The sequence below is a fragment of the Bacillus sp. 05T22 genome (assembly GCF_056396765.1).
The window spans coordinates 31,458-53,676 of record NZ_JBFTMC010000019.1 but is presented as its reverse complement, the minus strand read 5'-3'; the positions used below and the strand labels follow the sequence as shown (position 1 = coordinate 53,676).

The 22,219-nt window shown below is 36.3% G+C and carries 16 protein-coding genes and 1 rRNA gene; 5 read left to right on the top strand and 12 right to left on the bottom strand.

Translation table 11 applies throughout. From position 1 onward, the window contains the following. Positions 1 to 75, bottom strand: a 16S ribosomal RNA gene (locus AC1DIT_RS09125); the annotation flags it as partial. A 341-nt stretch (positions 76 to 416) separates the two neighbouring features. On the opposite strand from AC1DIT_RS09125, the gene AC1DIT_RS09120 reads away from it, so the two are divergent. Next, positions 417 to 773 (top strand): YgzB family protein, encoded by a 357-nt coding sequence (locus AC1DIT_RS09120; RefSeq protein ID WP_016113001.1) that lies wholly within the window; start codon positions 417 to 419, stop codon positions 771 to 773. A 63-nt stretch (positions 774 to 836) separates the two neighbouring features. Here AC1DIT_RS09120 and perR read toward each other — a convergent pair whose 3' ends face one another. The 6 genes from perR to AC1DIT_RS09090 form a co-directional block, all read right to left on the bottom strand. Beyond that, positions 837 to 1,265, bottom strand: coding sequence for a peroxide-responsive transcriptional repressor PerR (perR, locus tag AC1DIT_RS09115; RefSeq protein ID WP_170927936.1), 429 nt, complete (start codon positions 1,263 to 1,265; stop codon positions 837 to 839). Between the two features lie 319 nt (positions 1,266 to 1,584). After that, positions 1,585 to 2,040, bottom strand: a complete 456-nt coding sequence (gene bcp / locus AC1DIT_RS09110; RefSeq protein WP_016132535.1) for a thioredoxin-dependent thiol peroxidase — start codon at positions 2,038 to 2,040, stop codon at positions 1,585 to 1,587. A gap of 45 nt (positions 2,041 to 2,085) precedes the next feature. Further along, a complete protein-coding gene (locus AC1DIT_RS09105; protein WP_016112998.1) occupies positions 2,086 to 2,490 on the bottom strand; it encodes a potassium channel family protein in 405 nt (134 codons plus the stop codon). A 76-nt stretch (positions 2,491 to 2,566) separates the two neighbouring features. Then, a complete protein-coding gene (locus AC1DIT_RS09100; RefSeq protein ID WP_016112997.1) occupies positions 2,567 to 3,352 on the bottom strand; it encodes an ABC transporter permease in 786 nt (261 codons plus the stop codon). 4 nt (positions 3,353 to 3,356) lie between these two features. After that, on the bottom strand, positions 3,357 to 4,148 hold the full coding sequence (locus tag AC1DIT_RS09095; protein WP_016112996.1) for an ABC transporter permease: 792 nt from the start codon (positions 4,146 to 4,148) through the stop codon (positions 3,357 to 3,359). Continuing rightward, positions 4,141 to 5,154: an ABC transporter ATP-binding protein gene (locus AC1DIT_RS09090; protein ID WP_476998150.1), complete on the bottom strand. Its 1,014-nt coding sequence runs from the start codon at positions 5,152 to 5,154 to the stop codon at positions 4,141 to 4,143. Before AC1DIT_RS09090 ends, AC1DIT_RS09095 begins: the two co-directional genes overlap by 8 nt. A 127-nt stretch (positions 5,155 to 5,281) precedes the next feature. Between AC1DIT_RS09090 and hemL the strand changes: the two genes are divergently transcribed. From hemL to AC1DIT_RS09075, 3 genes are all read left to right on the top strand, one after another. Further along, positions 5,282 to 6,577, top strand: a complete 1,296-nt coding sequence (gene hemL / locus AC1DIT_RS09085; protein ID WP_016112994.1) for a glutamate-1-semialdehyde-2,1-aminomutase — start codon at positions 5,282 to 5,284, stop codon at positions 6,575 to 6,577. A gap of 207 nt (positions 6,578 to 6,784) precedes the next feature. Next, positions 6,785 to 11,221 carry a glutamate synthase-related protein gene (locus AC1DIT_RS09080; RefSeq protein WP_016132534.1) on the top strand — a complete coding sequence of 1,479 codons (4,437 nt, stop codon included), beginning with the start codon at positions 6,785 to 6,787 and terminating at the stop codon, positions 11,219 to 11,221. Between the two features lie 641 nt (positions 11,222 to 11,862). Then, complete coding sequence (locus AC1DIT_RS09075) at positions 11,863 to 12,951, top strand: aromatic acid exporter family protein (RefSeq protein WP_016132533.1); 1,089 nt, start codon at positions 11,863 to 11,865, stop codon at positions 12,949 to 12,951. Positions 12,952 to 12,964: 13 nt separating this feature from the next. Here the strand turns inward: AC1DIT_RS09075 and AC1DIT_RS09070 are convergent, their stop codons facing one another. The 4 genes from AC1DIT_RS09070 to AC1DIT_RS09055 form a co-directional block, all read right to left on the bottom strand. Beyond that, on the bottom strand, positions 12,965 to 14,725 hold the full coding sequence (locus AC1DIT_RS09070) for an ABC transporter ATP-binding protein (RefSeq protein ID WP_016132532.1): 1,761 nt from the start codon (positions 14,723 to 14,725) through the stop codon (positions 12,965 to 12,967). A 54-nt stretch (positions 14,726 to 14,779) separates the two neighbouring features. Next, positions 14,780 to 15,310, bottom strand: a complete 531-nt coding sequence (gene ntdP / locus AC1DIT_RS09065) for a nucleoside tri-diphosphate phosphatase (protein WP_016112990.1) — start codon at positions 15,308 to 15,310, stop codon at positions 14,780 to 14,782. Positions 15,311 to 15,571: 261 nt separating this feature from the next. Beyond that, on the bottom strand, positions 15,572 to 15,826 hold the full coding sequence (locus tag AC1DIT_RS09060; protein ID WP_016112989.1) for a YgaB family protein: 255 nt from the start codon (positions 15,824 to 15,826) through the stop codon (positions 15,572 to 15,574). 259 nt (positions 15,827 to 16,085) lie between these two features. Next, entirely contained in the window at positions 16,086 to 16,490 is a 405-nt protein-coding gene (locus AC1DIT_RS09055) for a gamma-type small acid-soluble spore protein (RefSeq protein WP_255851469.1), read from the bottom strand. 123 nt (positions 16,491 to 16,613) lie between these two features. On the opposite strand from AC1DIT_RS09055, the gene AC1DIT_RS09050 reads away from it, so the two are divergent. Further along, a complete protein-coding gene (locus AC1DIT_RS09050; protein ID WP_016112987.1) occupies positions 16,614 to 16,838 on the top strand; it encodes a hypothetical protein in 225 nt (74 codons plus the stop codon). A gap of 12 nt (positions 16,839 to 16,850) precedes the next feature. Here AC1DIT_RS09050 and AC1DIT_RS09045 read toward each other — a convergent pair whose 3' ends face one another. After that, positions 16,851 to 22,151: a lamin tail domain-containing metallophosphoesterase family protein gene (locus tag AC1DIT_RS09045; protein WP_476998149.1), complete on the bottom strand. Its 5,301-nt coding sequence runs from the start codon at positions 22,149 to 22,151 to the stop codon at positions 16,851 to 16,853. Between the last annotated feature and the right edge of the window lie 68 nt (positions 22,152 to 22,219).

The window sequence follows — 22,219 nt, the reverse complement described above, 5'->3', positions numbered from 1 at the left end:
ATCCATTCGCTCGACTTGCATGTATTAGGCACGCCGCCAGCGTTCATCCTGAGCCAGGATCAAACTCTCCAATAAAGTTAGTTTGTCTAGCATCTAAAATAAAAATTGACGTTTCACGTTGTTTGTTTCGTTCAGTTTTCAAAGAACTCGTTTGCCGCTCAATGGCGACTTCCTTATGTTAACATCTTCATTTTTCGATGTCAACTAAGTTTTTCAATTTCTTTTTTCGCTTTCTGCCGTTTCGCATCAGCGACGGTTATTAATATATCATGCAGTTTATACATGGTCAATACTTTTTATAAAAAAATTTCACATCCCGTTTATTTCTTTCTTTCATCATTTTAACCAACCCCACTTCTTTTAAATCAAAAATTCGAAATTTTATGTTATATTATTCCTATAGGAGCGTGATGGGAATGGGGATTAAATATTCGAACAAAATCAATAAAATTCGAACCTTTGCATTAAGTTTAGTATTTATCGGACTCTTCATTGCATACTTAGGCGTGTTTTTTCGCGAAAATATTATTATTATGACCATTTTTATGATGGTTGGCTTTTTAGCAGTTATCGCTAGCACCGTCGTTTACTTTTGGATTGGCATGTTATCTACAAAAACCGTACAAATCATTTGCCCAAGTTGTAACAAACCTACCAAAATGCTCGGCCGAGTAGACGCATGTATGCATTGCAATCAACCCTTAACGCTTGATCGTAATTTAGAAGGAAAAGAGTTTGATGAGAGGTATAATAAAAAGAGCTATAAAGCATAAAATGGAGTTTATATAACAAAGAAAGAGGTCGACGGTTACGTCGACCTCTTTCTTTGTTATATATTACGCCTTATGACATTCTGGACATACGCCATAAATTTCTAAACGATGACTATTAATAACAAAGCCGGTTGTTTTCGCAGCTTCATCTTCAAGTTTTTCCAAACCTCCATAAGGAAAATCAACAATCTTACCACATTTTTCACAAATTACATGGTAATGCTGACTTGTAACATAATCAAATCTACTTGAAGCGTCTCCATAAGTTAATTCCTTAACAAGCCCAACTTCTTTAAATACACGTAAGTTATTATAAACCGTTGCAACGCTCATATTTGGAAACTTACCTTCTAACGCTTTATAAATTTCGTCCGCTGTTGGGTGCGTCATAGATTCCACAAGGTACTCTAAAATAGCATGACGCTGTGGAGTAATGCGTACACCCGTATTTTTCAGCATTTCTAGCGCTTCTTTTAATTCTTCTTCGACCACCGTCATGCACCCCGATTCTATACGGATTATTATTTTATAATTCTTATAAAGAGTGTACTCCTTTTCTTGTCAATCGTCAATATTTCTACTATAACTGTGAAGTTTATTTTTCATCTAACCTTATTCTTATGTATATTTGTCCCTCCTTTATACATTTACATAGAAAAAAGTGCGAAATAATCGCACTTGGAATACTATCATCTGAGGAGGTATGCCCTACCCTTTTAATGTATGAAACATCAGCACAAGTGTATAGACATATGCCTCATATTAATTACATCATAATAAATTCCCCTTCAGTTCTTGCTTATGCAGAACCTTAATCTAAATAAGAAAGGATGTCTTCGATATGCCCTTTTACTTTTACTTTACGCCATTCTTTTACTAGTTCACCATCTTTATTAATAAGAAACGTAGATCTTTCAATTCCCATGTATTCTTTTCCGAAATTCTTTTTCAGCTTCCATATATCATATAGTTCCGCCACTTTATGATCTTCATCTACTAAAAGTAAGAATGGCAAATCATGCTTTTCAATAAATTTCAAATGTCTATTCACTGGATCTGGACTTATACCAAGTATAACCGTATCTTTTTCTTGAAATAATCCGTATGCATCTCGGAAATCACACGCTTCTGTTGTACAACCTGGTGTCATATCTTTCGGATAAAAATATAGTGCTACATTTTTCCCGTGAAAGTCCGATAGCTTAACCTGCTTTCCGTTACTTCCTTCTAGTGTAAAATCCGGTGCCATCTCTCCTACTGCGACCATCTTTATCACTCCTTGTCTTTTCCTTCTACTATAACAAATGTTATCTCATTTTTCATTGTCTATCACTGTTCGAACTACGAATGCAAACGGCAGTGTATATCCAATCAACGCTTCAATAATTGCAATCCAGCGTCCGATTCCAACAGGAGTTACATCACCATATCCAACAGATAATAAAGTAACCGCACTAAAATATAAGCATACTTCTACCAGTTGGAAAGAATGGACAGTTAAACTTTCTCCGTCTTCTCTTAAGACGGCAAATCCACTTTCCTCTAATACAACATAACTTAATCCAAATGCGATAAGCACCGTTGTGTAAATTAGAAATAATGAAGTTAGGTTATACAAGGAAAAGAAACGCTTCGAATCTGAGTATGAGCTCCATAATATTTGAATACTCCTTAACACAGCAATGGCTGAAATTAATAAAATAAGTCCCCATAACATGTCCTCCACCTCATCCTATATGTATGAGGACAAAGAATAATTTATCCCACAGTAGATGAAACTTGTATATCCGTCGTTAGTTTCCCGCACCGCGGTATTTCTTCACTCCAAAATTCCAAAACGTGATTGCAATTGTAAAACAAATTACACCAACAAACGGTGTCGCAAACGCATAACTGTTCCATTCTGTCTTTCTAAGAAAATACGCCGCTGGATATACACCAACAAATGCAAATGGTAAGACAAACGTTAAAACAAACCGGATCACACGGTTATAAATATTTACAGGATATCGCCCATAATTCCCAATGTTATACATCAATGGCATAATAGAGCTTTTCGCATCTGACCAAAAGCCGATACTTGCAAGCGTCACAAATATCCCGCCATATACAAGGGCACCTCCAGCTACCATGACCAAGAAAAGAAAGAAATCGTACCAATAAAAGGATAATTGAAGCTGCACTGACGCATATCCCATTACAATAATCCCAGTAACTGCACCAATCAAAGACTCCAGTTCCATTCGCTCTAATATAATTTGGAATAAACTATGAATCGGTCTTGTTAAAACACGATCCATTTCTCCCTTAATAATGTATCGATCATTAAAATCCCATATATTAAAGAAAGCAGAAAAGATAGCAAATGGTACTAAGAAAAAGCCATAAATAAAAATCACTTCTTCTCGACTCCATCCCTTTAATGCTTGTGTATGTCCGAAAACAACAAGAATAAAAATTAAGTTAACAGCTTGGAGTAGTAAATCAGATACTAATCCAACGATAAAATCGCCGCGATACTCTAGTTTAGTTTTTATATATTGGCTTGCATATTGCAAAAACAGTTTTATATACAGCATCTCATCATCCCCCTTGTACAATTAGGCGTTTTCTCGCCGTTTTCCACATCAGCACAATTGGAACAATAAGTACGACTGCCCAAATCATTTGAAATAATAAAGCCTGATACAACTTACTTCCTTGTATTCCTTCAGAGAAAATCATACTCGGAATATAACTGATTGCTTGAAATGGCAAAAACACCATTGCTTTTTGTGCCCATAGAGGATAAAAGCTAATGGGTAGTAATAAACCTGAAAATAAATCAATAACCACACGTTTTGCATACATAATTCCACTATTATTAAATAAGAAAAAAGTAAGCATGCCTGTCATTAAATTAATTTGCGTATTAATAATAAAACTGAAAACTAACGACAGAAAAAAATATAACCACGTTTGAAAATTGGTTGTAATTTGCAATGAGAATAAAAGTGTAACAATGATCATACCGGGAATAGAAAAGAATGCAAAACGGAAGATCCCCTCTCCAAGACCTTGCATAACTTTCATTCCTAAGTAGTTATATGGACGAATTAATTCAACAGCTACACGTCCCTCTTGAATTTCCATCGCAATTTCTCTGTCAATATTATTAAAATAAAAAGCGCGAGCCATCCACGCGATGGCAATGTAGGTTGTCATTTGAGAAATCGATAAACCTTCGATATTCTCTTTCCCACTGTAAATAGCTTGCCATAAAAAATAATACGCTCCGATGTTAATCGTATAAATTAAAATTCCACTATAGTAATTTGTCCGATAAGCAAGCATCATTAAAAAACGAACACGAATCATTTCAATATACTTACCCATGAATCATACCCTCTTCATAAATATTACGGATAATTTCTTCTGTCGACACTTCATTAATTTTTAAATCTTTAATTTGAAAAGCTTGGACTACTTTGGAAATAAGCATAGAAATTATAACTTCTTCATTGGGTATTTTCGCAATCCATGTATATTCTTCTTTCCCTTGTGACCAAACTACATGATTATCCGGCATTAGCATTAATAGTTGTTGATATGAAACTGGTGCTGTAAATTGAAAATGTATTTCTTTTTCTGCTCCCCACTGCGAACGAAGCTTTTCTAATGATCCATCATACATAATGCTTCCTTCATCCAGCATAATGACGCGTTCACATAACGCTTCAATATCAGTAATATCATGTGTTGTTAATAAAATTGTTGTTTTATAACGTTCATTCATTTCCTTTAAAAACTCACGGATTTTTAATTTTACGAGAACGTCTAGCCCAATCGTTGGTTCATCTAAAAATAAAAGCGGTGGATTATGAATTAACGCTGCTGCTAATTCACAACGCATTCGTTGACCAAGCGACAATTTACGCACCGGTTTATCTAGCAATGGTCCAATATCTAGTGTTTCAATRACATGYTCCATATGTTCCTTATACTGMCTATCAGATACACCATACACTTTTTTTAATAAACGAAATGATTCTTGTACCGCAATATCCCACCAAAGCTGTGAACGCTGACCAAATACAACACCAATTGTTTTCACAAACTCTTCTCGCTGTTTATGTGGATTCATGCCATTTACTGTAATTTGACCAGACGTCGGTGTTAAAATTCCGGTTAACATTTTAATTGTCGTTGATTTACCCGCACCATTCTCACCAATATAACCAACCATTTCACCTTGATTTATAGTAAACGAAACATCATTCACTGCTGGCACTATTTTATAATTACGATTTAATAAATCGCGAAACGCACCTTTTAAACCAGAGCGGCTTGAATATGCTGTAAATTCTTTACGTAATCCTTGTACTTCAATTACCGATTTCATAATCGGGCCCCCTTCCTCGATACCACAACGAATAGTTTACCCAACTGCCCTTCCTATCACAAACAATACGTCTTTTTGAAAAACATGTTAGAATAATACATAGATTTTTGTAAGGAGATGAATTGTAGTGAATTTCACAAAATCAGAAGCATTACATAAGGAAGCGTTAGAACATATCGTTGGTGGTGTTAACAGTCCTTCTCGTTCTTTCAAAGCAGTTGGTGGCGGTTCACCTGTTGCAATGGAACGCGGAAAAGGTGCTTATTTTTGGGATGTAGATGGTAACAAATATATCGATTATTTAGCAGCATACGGYCCAATCATTACAGGACACGCTCATCCTCACGTAACAGAAGCAATTAAAACAGCRGCTGAAAATGGTGTTTTATACGGAACACCAACAGCACTAGAAGTAAAATTTGCAAAAATGTTAAAAGAAGCAATGCCTGCTTTAGATAAAGTTCGTTTCGTAAACTCTGGTACGGAATCTGTTATGACAACAATTCGTGTGGCTCGCGCTTATACAGGTCGTACAAAAATTATGAAGTTTGCTGGTTGCTACCACGGTCATTCAGACTTAGTTCTTGTAGCAGCTGGTTCAGGTCCTTCTACTCTTGGTACTCCTGATTCAGCCGGTGTACCCCAAAGTATCGCTCAAGAAGTTATTACCGTTCCATTTAATAACGTAGAGACATTAAAAGAAGCACTCGATAAATGGGGACATGAGGTAGCAGCTATTCTTGTAGAACCAATCGTTGGGAACTTCGGAATTGTCGAACCTAAACCTGGCTTCCTAGAAAAAGTAAATGAGCTTGTTCACGAAGTTGGCGCACTAGTTATTTATGATGAAGTAATCACAGCTTTCCGCTTTATGTACGGCGGTGCTCAAGACTTACTTGGTGTAACACCAGATTTAACAGCACTTGGTAAAATAATTGGCGGAGGTCTTCCAATCGGTGCATATGGTGGTAAAAAAGAAATTATGGAACAAGTTGCACCGCTCGGCCCTGCTTACCAAGCTGGTACAATGGCTGGAAACCCAGCATCTATGGCAGCTGGTATTGCTTGCTTAGAAGTACTGCAACAAAAAGGTGTATACGAAAAATTAGATGAACTTGGAGCAATGCTTGAAAAAGGAATTTTGGAACAAGCTGCAAAACATAGCATCGATATTACAGTAAACCGTCTAAAAGGTGCGTTAACTGTATACTTCACTACAGATACAATTGAAGATTATGACGCTGCTCAAAATACAGATGGAGAAATGTTCGGTAAGTTCTTCAAGCTTATGCTCAACGAAGGAATTAACTTAGCTCCATCTAAGTATGAAGCATGGTTCTTAACAACAGAACATACAAAAGAAGATATCGAATATACAATCGAAGCTGTCGGTAGAGCATTTGCTGCTTTAGCGAACGCATAAGAAAATACATACTCAAAAGAAAAAAATAGAGGCCACCCTCTATTTTTTTCTTTTTTCTATTTCATAAATTACACATCAATAGTATAATTATTCATAATTATCTGTTTTATATTGGGATTCATATTAATTATTCTGTTGTTTATAAGGCAATATACGCCTCGAATAATTAGATTATTCTTAACTTTATAATAGAGGGGGGATTGACGGATGCCTAACAATACAAATAAATGGACACCGTCTTTATTTCGAAATTACGCAAATGCAGAACACGATGCGTGTGGAATCGTTTCCGTTATGGAAAAACAAAATGTTCCAACAAAAGAAAACATCGATCTTTGTATACAATCACTGGTAAAAATGAATCACCGTGCTGGCTTTATTAATGGAGAAGGCGATGGTATTGGTGTTCATATCGACTTACCGAAAGCCCTTTGGAAAGAAAAATTTAAAAATAGTGGATATAATCCAGCGATTGTGGACCATCCCCACTTTATCGTTGGACATTTTTTTCTAAACAAAAAAGAAAATCCTACTCTTTTAAAGAACAGTATTCGTAATAAATTAAACAATAAAAATTTCACCGTTCTCTTCGAAAGTGATGATGTTATAAATTCTGATGCACTTGGTCCTCTTGGCAAACAAGAAGAACCTTTATTTTGGCAAATTGCCATTCTTTCAGAAACAAAAAATGAAGCCATCGATCAAGTACTATTCTCTTTAACAATTGAAATTGAAGAAAATACAGCAATTCATGTTGCTTCATTAAGCCACGACCATGTTGTATACAAAGTTCTTGGCGCTGGCGATACACTTGTTGCCTACTATGATGATTTACGGCATTCACTTATTGCATCAACAATGACACTTGGACATAATCGCTATTCTACAAATACATTATCTAATTTTTTTCGCGTGCAACCATTTAGCATCCTTGGACATAATGGTGAAATTAATACAATTTCCAAGTTACGTGATCAAGCCGAAATGATTGATGTACCACTTACTGCTGGAGGCAGTGATTCTCAAGATTTAAACCGCACCTTAGAAACACTTCTCGTTCACTACAACTACAGTCTATTTGAAGCAATGGATATATTATTTCCACCAATTATTAATGAGATTAAATTATACGAGCCACATATGCAAGATTTATATACGTATATTCGTGAAGCATGGGGACATTTCGCCCAAGGGCCGGCCGGCATTATTTCACGTTATAAAGATGAAGCTGTTTTTAGTGTAGATTCACTTGGTTTGCGACCAGTTTGGAAAGTAGAAACAGAAAGTTCCTATATCTTTTCTTCTGAACCAGGTGTCGTATCACCATCTGAATATGTAGCAGAACCAAAGTCACTTGCTCCCGGAGAAAAAGTAGGTTTGAAGTGGAATAAACAAGGTGCCCTCGTTCTCTACGAATATGAAACATACCAAGAAGAAGTATATAAACGCATGAAACAACGTATTAATTTTTCAGATTATCATTTCAACTTATCTATTCCAGCTATGGAAAAGGTCGAAGGGCTATCTAACCTCTCTCAAGTTGAAACAGAACAATATGTAGCTTTCGGCTGGGATCGCGAGCATATCCAACTTCTTGAACAAATGGCAACAAAAGGTGTTGAACCAATTCGTTCACTCGGCCATGACGCCCCTCTCGCTGCACTTGATACAGACAGACGAAACATTGCCGATTTTATAAAAGAAAGTGTTGCTGTTGTTACAAACCCAGCAATCGATCGCGACCGAGAAATTGAACACTTCTCTACACGCACAGTACTAGGAGAACGTCCTAGCTTGTTTAGTGGTGAGCAGCAAACTTTTGTTACCGAACTTTTGTCACCGATTATACTAGAAGGTAATTTAGCACAATCAATTTCAGAAGATTTAGAAACCATTTCATATGAACAACTTGTAAATCTATTTGCAATTCATAGCACAGTTTACAAGTTATCTGTTACCTTTCCAGCATCAGAAACTTTACAAGATGCATTAAATCGAATTAGTGCCGAAGCTACAGCAGCTATTAAAAAAGGTGCTTCTCTCTTATTACTTGATGATGCAAAAGCTCATCAAAATGAACACTTGTGGATCGATCCACATTTGATTACAGCTAAAGTACATCAAGAACTAACTGAGCACAAATTACGCCGAAAATGCTCCATTGTTATAAGATCCGGCGCTCTCCGTTCTTTACACGATATTGTTACACTGTACGGACTAGGTGCAGATGTTATTAATCCATATTTAATGTTCGCAACCGTAAATGATGGGACAACGATACCAATTTCTAATTTATATAAGGCGCTAAACAAAGGTCTTGAAAAAGTCATTTCAACTATCGGTATCCATGAACTGCGTGGTTACGGCCGTCTCTTCTCTTCAATTGGTTTACACGAAGAAATTGCAAACATACTACAAATTACAAACTTTTTAGGATCACGTACTGTAGCATTTTCACTTGAATCTTTAGCAGAAGACGCTAAAATCCGGGCACTTGATTATAACAACCCAAAAGTTAGAATGCGAAAAACGTTTCATATATTCCCTCGCATTTGGAAAGCAATTGGTGATGTGGCAAAAGGGAATGCTTACGATAATTATCGGGAGAAATTAGCTGAGGTAGAAGATAAGAATCCGATTGCAATTCGTCACCTTGTCCAAATGAAAGAAGCCGAGCAACCAGTGCCGACTGAGCATGTTTCAATTGGTGTAAAAAATCATGACTTGCCGTTTATTATTAGTTCGATGTCATTTGGATCTCAAAATGAAATTGCATTCCGTGCTTATGCAGAGGCAGCAGACCGTCTCAATATGATTAGTTTAAACGGTGAAGGCGGAGAAATTAAAGATATGATTGGTAAATACCCACATACACGCGGCCAACAAATTGCATCAGGACGTTTTGGGGTGAATGCTGAACTGTTAAATTCATCAAATTTAATTGAAATCAAAATTGGTCAAGGAGCAAAACCTGGTGAAGGGGGACATTTGCCTGGATCAAAGGTAACTTCTAAAATTGCAGAAGCTCGTAATGCAACAATTGGTTCGGATTTGATTTCTCCTTCCAATAACCATGATATTTACTCGATTGAAGACTTAGCACAAATGATTACTGAAATTAAAACAGCCAATCAACTTGCAAGAGTCGCGGTCAAAGTTCCAGTTGTCCCTAATATCGGAACGATCGCTGTAGGAATCGCAAAAGCTGGTGCTGATTTTATTAATATTAGCGGCTTTGATGGTGGAACAGGTGCCGCTCGTATTCATGCACTGCAACATGTAGGCCTTCCAGTTGAAATCGGAGTAAAAGCTGCACATAACGCTCTATTAGAAGCAAATATGAGACACAACGTAGAGATTTGGGCAGATGGTGGTATCCGCAGTGTAAATGATGCACTTAAAATTATGCTTCTTGGTGCAAACCGTATTGGATTCGGTACTTTATCCATGATTGCAATCGGTTGTACAACGTGCCGGGGCTGTCACTTAGATACATGCCATGTTGGTATTGCAACACAAATCGAATCCGAAGCGCAGGCAAAAGAACATGGACTACGTCGCTTCGTTCCGCGGCAATTTGAAAATGCTGTAGAAGGTTTATTGCACCTATTTACTACTTTCGGAACAGAACTTAAACGTTTAACAGGTGGACTCGGTTATACGAACTTACAAGAAATTGTTGGTCGCTCTGATTTGCTAGAACAAACGCGAGGCACAGAACTATTAGATTTACAAAATTTATTACAAACATTAGACAGTACATCCTACATGATAACAGGAGCAGCCCAGCAACAACATTATGCAACAACTGATTCTTTCCAATCAAAAGAGCTAGTTGGTGTTGGTGTGGAGCAACGCGTAATGGGTGGTCTTGAATCATGCTACCGAGTCCGCAGTAAATTATATGACAACAATACTCTGGAACCAATTACACTAAAATACACAAATGGTTCCGTTCCTGGAAACGGATTAGGTGCCTACAATAGCGAAAACTTATTTATTCACGTCAATGGTGGTGCACAAGATGGCATCGGAAAAACCTCATTTGGCGGTGGCATTTATATCACAAAAGCAAGAGGAAAAAATGGAACATACTATAACGGTTCTGTCGGAAAAGGATTCGGGTATGGTGCACAAAAAGGAACTTTATATGTGCAAGGTAACGCTGATGCACGTGCTGGCATCCGCTTATCTGGAGCAGATATGATCATCGGGGGAAGAATCACAAAACCACTTCGAGAAAAAGAACACGGGAATCTCGGTGTTCATGCAAATATTAAAGGCTTTGCTTTTGAATATATGACAAACGGTCGCGCACTCGTTCTTGGTGATCCTGGCCCATGGATTTGTGCAGGTATGACTGGTGGTGTCGTTTATTTACGCCATCAACCTAAACTTGGTTTAACAGAAGCTGCTTTGCGAAGAAGAATTGCAAAAGGAGCGAATGTAACATTACGTGAACTTAGCAAAAACGGGGAATCAGACATCACAGAATTATTATTAGACTACGTTCGTGTATTAAATGAGCATAAACAATATGAAGAAGCTGCTCTCTTAACACCATTATTAGAGGACATTCAGTCTCACTTTTATGAAGTCATTCCGAAAAAAGAGCAAGCAGATCCATCTATTTCGACTGAATAATTTCCATTTGCTTAAAATTGACTAAGTGAGCATCACATAGTAATCTATAATAACAATTTGAAAACCTGCTGAAATTCAGCAGGTTTTTTCACTAAAAAAGGAGGATAAAGAGAGCCGAGCAGTTCGAGGCGCGGAAGCCAGGAGGATACGGAGTGTAGCTTATACTACATGAGTACCGGACCGGCGACGTAACGAAGAAATGCGACAGCTATCTTTACCGGACTTTTTGGACATCACTAAAATATGGGTTCAAAAAGGAGGATAAAGAGAGCCGAGCAGTTCGAGGCACGGTAGCCAGGAGGATACGGAGTGTAGCTTATACTACATGAGTACCGGACTGGCGACGTAACGAAGAAATGCGACAGCTATCTTTACCGGACTTTTTGAACATCACTAAAATATGGGTTCAAAAAGGAGGATAAAGAGAGCCGAGCAGTTCGAGGCACGAAAGCCAGGAGGATACGGAGTGTAGCTTATACTACATGAGTACCGGACTGGCGACGTAACGAAGAAATGCGACAGCTATCTTTACCGGACTTTTTGAACATCACTAAAATATCACTTGCTAACATATTGTAATGAATGTATAGTATCATGTTGTACATTCATTATGACAAGAGAGAAAGGATATTAAAAAGGGTATGAAACTTGGTGCTCGCATTTTAAAAACGGGTATTGCCATTACATTAGCTTTATTTGCTTGTACTCTGTTCCACTTACCGAGTCCAGTATTTGCGGGGATTTCAGCAATTTTTGCTGTACAGCCATCTGTATACCGCTCGTATTTGACAGCACTCGAACAAATACAAGCAAACGTAATTGGTGCAGTATTCGCTATCGGATTTGCATTTGCTTTTGGACACAATCCTTTTATTATTGGATTAACTTGTATATTAGTTATTGCTCTTGCACTACAATTACGTTTAGAAAATACAATATCAATTGCTTTAGTGACGGTTATTGCGATTATGGAATATCAAGGTGCAAACTTCTTTGACTTCGCTCTGCTTCGCTTTGCAACCATTATGGTCGGTATTGTCGCGGCTTCACTTGTAAATTTAATGTTTATGCCGCCAAAATACGAAACAAAACTATATCATCGTATCGTTGATAACACCGAAGAAATTGTGAAATGGATTCGTATGAACAGCAGGCAAGCTTCTGATTTTACAACACTAAAAACAGATATTGATCGTATGAAAGAAAAAATGATTAAATTAAATCATTACTACTTACTTTACAAAGAAGAAAGAATCTATACGAAAAAAGTACAATTTGCAAAAATTCGTAAGCTCGTCTTATTTAGACAAATGTTAGCAACAACGAGTCGTGCATTAAGTACATTAAAAGCATTACATCGCACTGAAAACGAATTACGATATATGCCTGAACCATTTCAAGAATCCATTCAAAATGAATTAGATTCATTAACACACTATCATGAACAAGTTTTGTTAAAATTTATTGGCAAAGCGAAAAAACAACAGTCTGTTGAGATGCTTGATGAGGTAGAAACTGGTAAGCAGGAATTAATCGATATATTTATGGACTATCAAAATAAAGATGATGAAGAATCCTATAAAATATGGTTACATCTCTTCCCTCTTATTTCTTCAATTATTAATTACAGTGAAGAAGTTGAACATTTAGATTTACTTGTAGATAGTTTTTATACGTATCACAAACCAGAAGACGAACTACAAATTGATGAAAAAAAAGAAGATGAATGAAAAAACAGCCCCTTTACGCCAAAGGGGCTGTTTCTTCTATATGTTGAATTTGATATAAATTATAATAAAATCCTCGTTTTTGCATTAATTGTTCATGAGAACCCTTTTCTTTTATTTCACCATCTTCGATATATATGATCGTATCCACATGTGTAATAGTTGCCAATCTATGAGCAATGATTATTGTTGTACGATCCGCAGCTAATGTTTGAAGAGCCTCTTGAATATGTCTTTCGTTCTCTAAGTCTAAAGCCGATGTTGCTTCGTCTAATATAAGTAAAGAAGGATTTTTCAAGAAGACACGTGCAATCGCTACACGCTGTCTTTGTCCACCAGACAGCTTTACGCCTCTTTCTCCCACAACTGTATCGTATCCATCTGGTAGATTCATAATAAAATTATGAATCTGCGCTGCTTTTGCAGCCGCAATAACTTCCTCTTTCGGTGCTTTCGGATTTCCATATAAAATATTAGATTGAATTGTATCACTAAATAACAGATTATCTTGCAAGACAATACCGATATGACTACGTAAATTTCTTACATTATAATCTCTCACATTCACACCATCTACATAAATCGCACCGCTAGAAACATCATAAAATCTTGGAATTAAACTAGCTAAGGATGACTTTCCACCTCCACTCGCTCCAACGAGGGCAATCTTTTCTCCAGAACGAATTGAGAAAGAAAGGTCATGTAGTACATCTTTTTCATCAGTATTATACCGAAAAGAAACTTGATCAAATACAATTTCACCCGAAAGCCTTTTTGGTAAAATTGCGTTTGGAGTATTTACAATATCATACTTTTCATCTAACAACTCAAACACTCGATCCATTGATGCAAATGATTGCGTGAGTGTTGTAGAAGAGTTAACAAGGCGGCGCAATGGACTATATAAACTATCCATATAGCCAACAAAAGCAACCATCGTTCCAAGTGTTAAAGAGCCTTGAATCACTTCATATGCCGCAAACGCAATAACAAGTAACGGTCCTAAATCCGTTAACGTATTCACTGTAGAAAATGTCCGTGCTGTCCAGCTTGTATGTGTTAATGCTTTTGTTAAAAAATCATTATTTTTCTTTTCAAACTGCCCTTTTTCATACTCTTCTAATGCAAAACTACGCGTCACTTGCATCCCTTGGATACGCTCATGTAAATAACCTTGCATCGTTGCCAATGCTTGTGAACGCTCTCTCGTTAATTTACGAAGACGCCCGAAAAAATATTTCACTGCAACTGCATAAATCGGCAAAATTAACAATGCAACAAGCGTTAATTTTATATTCATAGAAAACATAACTACAATTGCAATAAAAATTGTAGCTGTATCAAGCCAGACATTCATAAGTCCTGTAATAACAAAATCCTTCGTCTGCTCTACATCATGAATCACACGCGAAATAATTTCACCTGTTTTTGTATTTGAATAGTAGCGTAAACTTAACTTTTGCAGATGCCCAAAAATATGTTTTCGTAAGTCGTAAAGTACTGTATTACCAATACGCTGTGCAAAATATTGACGATAATATTCAACAGGTGGTCTCAGTACACCAAAAATAAAAAAGGCAATCCCGATTGCTGTTATCAATTGTGATGTTTTTTCCTGAAGTGATCCACTGCCTTGAATAACATCATCAATAATATACTTTAATAGCCACGGCATAATAAGCGGAATACCAAACTTAATAAGTCCGATAATAATTGTAATTGTAATAAGCCACCGGTACGGTTTTACAAATTGTAAATATCTTTTTATTCCCTGCATATACTTCCCCCTTTACTAGAACAAACCTGCTGGGAATTCCCCTGCAGGTTTGTTCTAGTCCCTATACATTAAATACCGTTCATACCACATATCAACAAAATCTGGCGCAAAAGGTCCTTTTCTTTGATGAATCCACTGTGTTAAATACTCCACATTCCGCTTTAGAATCGTATCAATTACTGGTGGATAATTCATCATCTGACTATGCTTTTCGTACTCATCTTCATCTAAAAGCGTATATGTCATATCTGGATATACCTTAATATCCAAATCATAATCAATATACTTTAATGCTTCAGAATCATATGCAAATGGAGAACTTAAATTACAATAGTAGTATACTCCYTCTTCTCTTAACATWCCRATTACATTAAACCAATAATTTGAATGAAAATAACAAATTGCAGGCTCACGCGTAATCCATGTCCGGCCATCTGATTCGGTTACTACAGTCCGGTCATTTGCACCAATTACAAGACTTTGTGTTCCTTTTAAAATTGTWGTYTCTTCCCACATTCTATGAATGGAGCCATTATGTTTATAACTATGTATTTGTACTTTTTCTCCTTCTTTGGGAAATCCCATACGTTCTCCCTTCTTTCACTGTGAATGCTCTTCTAAAGTTGTCCCAACTAGTATCGTTTCTTTTAAAAACGTATTGAGCCGAATTCACTTTTTTTCTATTATAACTTTTTTGTCAAAATTTTAAAACTAAACCGACACAATCCAACTTTCGTAAACACTAACGAATTACTCTTCCTTGACAAATCATGTTGCGACAAAAAGCCCTTCTTCATAAATTTAAAAAGGGCTTTTCCAACTAAAGCATCCGGATACATCACTTCTTTAGTTAGAAATTATTTTTTCAGTTTCAAAAGAGTGAATCACTTCATTTGTTTGTTGCTCAAATTTTTCATGCAAAAGCTTCAATGCTTGTTCCGTTTTGTGTATTTCTTGACGAATAAAATGCAACTCTTTTTTATCGTCTTTTTTTTGTTCACTTGTTTCGATCTGTTGGTACTTCTCTAAATGTGCTTGTAATTTCAACAACTCATCCATTGTTTGCAATTGCTCTCCTACCAACTTATCAAATGAATTCATCATTTACCCCCTGTTTTCAATAAATTCCCATCACCTATTCATACAGGTTACATCGCTACTAAATATTTTCTAATGTCCTATCCCCTTCTCCTTTGACTACATTTGTTGACTTATTAGAAGTTATGTCGGCTCTCTCAATAAAATTTTTAAAGCAATCGAATTGAATAACATTAGACCTTTACTAGTAAAATTCTTTGTTTCGTAATCCATTACCAAACAAAGAAAACACTTCTCTTGAATCGAGAAGTGTTTTTCTTTGTTATTGATTCGTGCTAGAAGATTGTGATTTTTTTGCTGCTGATTGTGCATTTTGTTGTTTCACTGCTTGTACATCTGTGTCAGTTGCAAACTCTGTACCATAGCTAGCATTTGCACTTTGAACACCAGCGCTAGAAGCCTGTGATTTTTTTGCTGCTGATTGTGCATTTTGTTGTTTCACTGCTTGTACATCTGTGTCAGTTGCAAACTCTGTACCATAGCTAGCATTTGCACTTTGAACACCAGCGCTAGAAGCCTGTGATTTTTTCGCTTCTGATTGTGCATTTTGTTGTTTTACTGCTTGTACGTTTGTCTCAGTCGCAAACTCTGTGCCGTAGCTAGCATTTGTACTTTGAATGCTAGCACCAGAAGTTGCTTTGTTATAACCTTGTTGTTTTTTACTCATCTTTCTCACCTCCACAATCAATAATGTAACCAACCCTTTCAAAAGATATCCGCAATTTTATTTTTTAATTTACGCATACATCTCCCTAGGCTCATTCAAACTACATATGATGGAGGTGTACACATGTATGTTGGACGCGATATGACAGAACTATCTATGATTTCGAAAGAAGAATGGAAACAAGATGAATTAGCTTATTTTCACCATTCCTTGCAACAAATCATGCCTTATTTAAACGTAGAAGGCCAAACGATTTACAAAGAAATTATAAAAGAGATCGAATCTCGAGGTGGTCTTCAAAGAAGCGACGCGGATTGGACGCACGGTACAAAAGTTTCTTATGACTAAAAAACGTGTTCCCTAATTTGGGAACACGTTCCATCTCCAACCTTTTTTACCTGTTGTAAAGGACCAAACTGGTGAAGTCACTTGACCACCATATCGGTCTTCGACTTTTATATACCATTGATACGTCGTATTTTCCTTTAAATTCTCCAATTTTACTTTTGCGTTGCGCCAATTCGCCACAAAATTATCTTTACCGATTACTTCATTCGTGTACACGTTTACTTCTACATAGTCTGTTGCGACTTGTTTTATCGCAGGTTGTAAATCAACGTCTAATTCAAATTCATCTTTTCCTGGATACTCTTCTGGTTTATAAAAATTATACTCATTTAAATATGGAGAGTACGTTTTGACATACATTTTGTTCGCAGTTGTATCAAATTGTAAAAGTCGCATATAGCCTTGTCCCCCTTCTGGGCCACCTTGATAATCCGCCAGCATTTGATATACTTTACGATCTACGATGCCGTCCCCATTCTCATCAATTTCATCAACTAATGTCTCACTATCGTGATAATGTCCACTCAACACAGCTAACACATTCTTATTCGGTTTAACTACTTCATTAAAAATTTTGTCACCAATCGGACTACGATTGCCTGATACAAGTAAATATTCATGGAATGATAAAATCGCTTTTCGATTCGGATATTTCTGCAATACTTCCTTCATCCATTGAATATCTTCATCTGTAACGCCCCATCCCATATACAGCATAATAAAATCGTTACCTTTTACTGAAATCAAATCATAATGTCCGCGGTTATCCTTATAACTTTCGCCATAAAATGGCTTATCTTTAAAACGCCAATCCCCAAAATATTTCGAGTATGCTGTATAGTCTTCATCTTTATGATTTACATCATGATTCCCGGCCAACACACCATACGGTACTTTCGCATTCTCAAGTACTTTCATGTATTCATCTGCGCGCTGCCATTGAAATTCTTGATATGACTTATCAACAAGATCCCCTGTATGGAATACATATTTAATATTTAATGGATCCTTTTGTGCAGCAATCCAGTCAACCTGACTTTTGTAAATATAGGGATAACTTTCAGAGTAATACTGTGTATCCGACATCCATACAAATGTGTAATCAAACTTATTTGGTGAACTTGGAATTTGGTCTTGCACAATTACACTTACTTTTTGATCTTTTACATATTCTTTCGCTAATACAGCACCTTTTAATTCAAAGTCCTTATCCCCAGCAATTTTCGATGTAAGTTCTGTCCACTTATTTGTCATGTAGTTCCAAGCATACATCGTAACTTTTCTTCCTTCTAGAGAATGTCCATACCATTTTACTTCTACCGTATCATCGTTTTTCACATCATCAGCAACCGCTACATCAAAACGATGATATGGAAATTTCTCTGTTGATTCCGTTGTATAATATTTCCCATCTTTTTTACTAACTTTACTTAGCTGATCTTGGTCAAAACTTTTCTCACCATTCACAGAAAAAGCTTGTGGTGGTTCTTGTTCTATCGAATTTTCGGTAATTTTCATACGATCCGTTTCATTCGGCTTATACGTATATCCTTTATAAAATGTTGCCTTCATTGCGTCATTTGTTGGATCAGTTACTTTTGCTTCAAGTGTCGGATTCGTGCTCACATTTTTTTCTCCATCTTTAGGTGCAATTGGAGTAGGATCTGTTGGATTTTCTGCCCAAGTTTCAAACATAATTGTCTTTTCTTCACGATTTCCTACCTGATCCTCAGCCTCTACATGTAACTCATGCTTTCCTGCTGCTAATTGTGCAGATGATGTTTCATAAGGAGTTACAATTTCCTTACCATCCAATATAACTTTTTTACTTTTCACTCCTGCTACATCATCTGTAACCGTTACATCAATTGGAATTTTCCCTTTATATTTTTTCTCGTTCTGTACCGTAGTTGAAATCTTTGGTGGTGTATTATCAACTTTTACATCTGCAACGACTTCTTTATTCACACCATCTTGCACTGCAATTCGATGCTTTCCATCCTTCACTTGTTTTGTATCCCATAAATATGCATTCGAAATAAACTTATCCTCTGGAACTTGGAATCCGAACGTAAATACTGGTGTTGATGTATCTCCATCACCAATTGATAACTCCTGATTTGGATTTGCAAAATTCGGATCATATAAAGTCGTTCCATCCGCTAATACAAGGCGAACATTTTTCAAATAAAAATCATCTTTATTCTCTTCAACTCGATTGTCAAATGGTGACGTCTTTGTGCCAGATCGAATATCAATTTTGAACGGCTCATTATATTTAATTTTTGATTGATCAATTTTTACAGTTAATGTGACATAATCACTATACGTATCATCAAATATACGTAATACTTCATTCCCAATTGTGACTGCGTTTTTAAAATACAAGTCAGTTTGCTTCACATCGAAAGCAAAATAAGCAGGCTTCTCTAACGAACGATATGTGTTCGTCTCAACTTTCTTTCCATCCACTAAAAGAGCAAGTCGTTCAGCCCCAACCGACGAAGAGGTTCCTTTTAATAAAACTTGATTTGCAACCACTTCATCATCTTTTACATTAAGACGAAGAGGTCCTTTATCTTTCTCCCCAGCTATTTGCACTGAATACATATCACTTTTTACTACATTGAAGCCATCAGAAGCTTCCAAGTAATATGTCACTTTCTCTTTTCCAATTAATTCAGGTGAATAAATGGTATAATGATATTTTTTATCTACACGATTCTCTACTAAATTTTCAGCCTTATATTCTGCATTCGGATTCGTTTTGTAATATAATTTCACACTCTTAACACGTTCGTTATCAAGAACAGAAAAACCCAATTTATGATCTTGAAATTCAGAAATTAGCCCTTCTGCCACTTTATGTGAAATCGTCGGTGCAATCGTATCTTCTTTCAAGGCAACTCGTTCAGCTGGTACTTGTCCTTCGAATATAGTTCCAGGCGATGCATTATGTTCTGCACCACTGACCTTTTGCATAGTTTGCGAGCCATCTYGAGGATAGCGATATAAAATTCCCTTATTAGCTTTCACATCTGCTTGATTTGCTTGATCATTATAGTAAGCAGATGCAATTTCTGTCCCCGTCTTTGTTGCAACGACAATGCCACGTGCACTTCCATTCGCCATTCCATTTGAATATATTCTAACAATATTTTTATTTTCTACTAAGTTCACACCAAATTGTTTATTAAAGTCAGCAACGTTTTTCTCATTGTTTTCACCATTTATAATCCAAAATACGAGAGACTGCCCTGATGGAATTACAACATCATCGGGAGTAGATCCCCAAATGAGATCACCTTCTGGTCCTTCAGATGGATAACGATATCGAATTGTATAATCCTTAAAATTAAGATCTTGTGTGCTATTGTTATACACTTCAATAAATTCATATCCATCTGCTTTTCCAACATTCGTCGTGTCCGGCGTCACTTCGGTAATCAAAAATGGCGGTACGCTTTGTGGATCTATTTTTTTATGCTCTATTTTTGTTTCATAAGATTTTTCAATTGTTTCTTGATTCCCTTGCACGACAATTTTATAGAATAATGAATTTCTCCATAGCTCTTTTTGAGGAATTGTCACCTTATAAACATTGCTATTTCCTTCTTTATTCATCTGCAATTTTTTGTGTGCTAACTTGCCATCTTGGGTATACAAAACTGCTACATTCTCTCCGCCCTTAATCGTTGCAGTGATAGTTAAATCTTCTGTTACTATATGAGCAGGTAATGCCGTATGCTCAATCGAAACGCCTACTTGATCTGATTGTTTTACTGGCTCTAGCGGTACTTGAAATGGTATTTGCACACCAGGTGTTCCTTTTTCAAACCAACCTACTTTTTGCATTTCAGTACTTTCGGTTTTGTATGCATACGCCATACTCTGATCAACCTTTACATCCTCTTTCCCATATGTTGCAGATGATAAAACTGTTCCGTACTGATCAGCAAATTGAATGGTTCTCCCAGCGCTATTAGACATTCCATCCACTTTAAGTGGAAGAACTTGTTCCTCGGTTATATTCCCACCGTATGCTTGAATAAAGTCTTGTTTTGATAATGCTGCGTTTCCTTCATTTTTAATCCAAAACACTTTCGTTCCTTTTGATGGAATTGTTGCATTTTCTGTGAAATTCCAATCTTCACTTCCAGTTTCTGAATACTTATAAATAAGTTTATAATCTTTCAACTGTATTGCTTCACTAGAATTATTGTATATTTCTATAAACTCATATCCATCTTTCCCGTTCACATTTATCGTATCTGGCATTAGTTCAGTAATCATAACTGCCCTATTCTTTGTATAATCCTCTACATGACGCTCAACAGCACTTACATATTGTTCTTTTTCTGGAAAGGTAACAACCTTTCCATCCTGTTCAATTTCAAACCAATATGTAAACGTATCAGACCAAACATCTAGCTTTGGAACAACAGTAGAATACAAATTATTCTCACCTTTGTTCATTTCCAGTTTTTTCACTAACAAACCGGACGCACTACGATATACAAGGTTTACTTTTGCCTTATCGTATACACTCGCTAACTGAAGTTCAATCGGTAAATCTTCATGTGCATTAATTTTCATTTTAGGTACATGCGCTGTTTCTTGTAATGACTTTTCTTTTTGATTATTATCTTTTTGTGCAGGCTGCTTTTCTATCGTTTCTTTGGAGTTTGGTTGTGTGGGCTCTAGTTGTTTGGAGTCTGGCTGGACTGCCTCTTTTTGTGTGGGTTCTGTAGGTGGTTTTTCTTTTTTATGCGATTGGAATACAGTGTAAGTCCCAGGTGATGGTATTTCATTTTTTATTTCTTTCTTTGTTTCATTCCAAAAAGAATGAATTGATACATCTTTATTCTCTTTTCTTGTTTCAATGACATCTACCGTTTCATTTTTTTCAGTCGTTACTTCAATCCTAATTTGTTTATCACTTAAATCCTCAGTAGCAAATAAAACTTGTTCTTCTTTTATTTCCGTCTTATAGCGCTCATTAATCTCATTAACTGTTTTATTTCCAAATACGATTAACTTCGTTTCTTTTGGTTGTACAGATTGCTTTTCATTTTCATCTTTAAGTTTTAGCACTTTTCCATTGACCTTCAGTTGAACATTCTTCATATCCATAACTTTCGCTGATGGGTTATACAATTCGATATAGCGTAGATCGTCCGTATAATGAACTTCTGAAATGAGAGCTTGCTGATTTTGTTCCTTCTCCTCAGCAAAAGTGACATGGCCTGGCCCAGTCAACGTTTGAAGTAAGAAAGTCGCTACAACTGCTGAACGGATTACTTTTTTAAGCATTTCCTATCCCCCTTTAAATTTTTCATTACAACTTTCATTGTATTTGTCATTTGTTAAGGGAATATGAA